Annotated in this window: 3 protein-coding genes; 1 reads left to right on the top strand and 2 read right to left on the bottom strand. The window is 64.8% G+C overall.

From position 1 onward, the window contains the following. Positions 1-103 precede the first annotated feature (103 nt). Together ACTIFJ_RS09195 and ACTIFJ_RS09190 are read right to left on the bottom strand one after the other, a co-directional pair. On the bottom strand, positions 104-622 hold the full coding sequence (locus tag ACTIFJ_RS09195) for a carboxymuconolactone decarboxylase family protein (RefSeq protein WP_439533808.1): 519 nt from the start codon (positions 620-622) through the stop codon (positions 104-106). 139 nt (positions 623-761) lie between these two features. Then, complete coding sequence (locus ACTIFJ_RS09190; RefSeq protein WP_439533807.1) at positions 762-1,310, bottom strand: peroxiredoxin; 549 nt, start codon at positions 1,308-1,310, stop codon at positions 762-764. 110 nt (positions 1,311-1,420) lie between these two features. Between ACTIFJ_RS09190 and ACTIFJ_RS09185 the strand changes: the two genes are divergently transcribed. Continuing rightward, on the top strand, positions 1,421-1,850 hold a 430-nt coding region (locus tag ACTIFJ_RS09185; RefSeq protein ID WP_439533806.1), incomplete at its 3' end, for a LysR family transcriptional regulator.

Below are 1,850 nucleotides of genomic sequence, written 5' to 3'. Positions count from 1 at the left end.
GGAACGTCCCCGGATCGGCAATTGCCGGACATCGTGCCTCAAATAAGCCATTATGCCGACCGGCGCCATAGGGCACCGGCCGGCATGACGGAGGGGCGCGGTGTCAGGCCGCCTGGAGGGTGCGGGCGACGGCGTGGACGACCGAGGCGATGCGCACGGCGGTGTGGATCTTGTCCGTGCCCATGCCGTGCTGGGCCAACACCTTGTCATGGCTGTCGATGCACATGCCGCAGCCGTTGATCGCCGAGACGGCGAGGCTGAACAGCTCGAAATCGGCCTTTTCGATGCCCGGCGAGCCGATGACGTTCATCCGCAACCGGGCCGGCATGGTGCGATAGTCCTCGCGCGAGGCGAGGTGGGTGAAGCGATAATAGATGTTGTTCATCGCCATGATCGAGGCGGCGGCCTTGGCGGCATTCATCGCCTCGGCCGTCAGCTTGTCGGCGGCTTCGGCCTCGACCGCGTCGATCAGCGGCTTGTGGGCGCTGGCATGGGCGCAGGCGACGAGCGTGCCCCACTTCTGCTGATCGGTCAGCACCTGCTCGCTGAGCAGGCTGGAGACGTTCAGCCGCAGGTCCTTGGCATAATCGGGCAGGGTCTTGGCCAGTTCGGAGAAGAGCATGGGAAATTCCTTTCAAAGAAAAAGGGCGGGCAAAGCCCGCCCTTCGTCGGACGGGTTCGGGCGGCATTGCCGCCCGTCCCGCCGGCCGGGCTTGCGCGAGTCAGCGGATAGCTTCGCTATCCGCGCGCCGCGCCGCGCCTTATGCGGCCGGCTTCAGCACATCCTGGCCTTCCGACCAGTTGCAGGGGCAGAGCTCGTCGGTCTGCAGCGCATCGAGGACACGCAGCGTTTCGGCGGGGTTGCGGCCGACGTTCAGGCCATTGATCGTGACATGCTGGATGACATTGTCCGGATCGATGATGAAGGTCGCGCGGAGCGCAACACCGGCTTCACGAACGATGATGCCGAGGGCGTCGGCAAGCAGTTTCGAGTTGTCGGCGAGCCAGGGGAAGTCGGCCGCCGCCAGCCGCTCGTCGGACTTGCGCCACGCGAAGTGGACGAAGTCGGTGTCGGTCGAGGCGCCGATCAGCACGGCGTCACGGTCTTCGAGGTCGCCCTTGAGATCGCCATAGCCGATGATCTCGGTCGGGCAGACGAAGGTGAAGTCCTTCGGCCAGTAGAAGAGCACCTTCCACTTGCCCGGATAGGCGGTGGTGATGTCGAGCGTCTCGCCGTTCGGCAGGGCGGAGATGCCCTGCTGGACGGGCAGCGCGAAGGAAGGAATGGTATCGCCAACAGTGAGGGCCATGAGAAGTCTCCTTGGTTAGTCAGGCGTGTTGCGGTATCGCCATTGCGGGATGAACGACCCGGCGCTACAAATCAAATCGATAATTTCATCATTACAAATCGGTTTTATCGATGACATTCTTGCCGACGCTGAAACAGCTGCAATATCTGACGGCACTGCACATCCATGGCCATTTCGGCCGCGCCGCCGAGGCCAGCTTCGTTACCCAGAGCACGCTTTCGGCCGGGTTGCGCGAGCTGGAGACGCTGCTCGGCGTCCAGTTGGTCGAACGTAACCGCCGGGTGGTGCGGTTCACGCCGCTGGGCGAACTGGTCGTCGCCAAGGCCTATGATGTGCTGCGCGAGGCGGACGCGCTGGCCGGACTGACCCGCGCCTCGACCCGGCCGCTGACCGGCGAGCTGCGGCTGGGGGTGATCCCCACCATCGCGCCGTTCCTGCTGCCGCGCGTGCTGCCGCCGCTGCGGGCGCGCTATCCGGAGTTGCAGCTTTATCTACGCGAATCGATGAGCCATGCGGCCTGCGAAGCGCTGGCGCGCGGCC

The sequence above is a fragment of the Polymorphobacter sp. genome, from assembly GCF_051860865.1.
Taxonomy (GTDB): Bacteria; Pseudomonadota; Alphaproteobacteria; order Sphingomonadales; family Sphingomonadaceae; genus Sandarakinorhabdus.
Note: the sequence above shows the minus strand (reverse complement) of the source record. Positions and strands in the feature narration are given on the sequence as shown.

Excerpts from the sequence above, each read along its gene's own strand:
- ACTIFJ_RS09195 (WP_439533808.1), bottom strand. The coding sequence starts at position 622 with ATGCTCTTCTCCGAACTGGCCAAGACCCTGCCCGATTATGCCAAGGAC.
- ACTIFJ_RS09190 (WP_439533807.1), bottom strand. The coding sequence starts at position 1,310 with ATGGCCCTCACTGTTGGCGATACCATTCCTTCCTTCGCGCTGCCCGTC.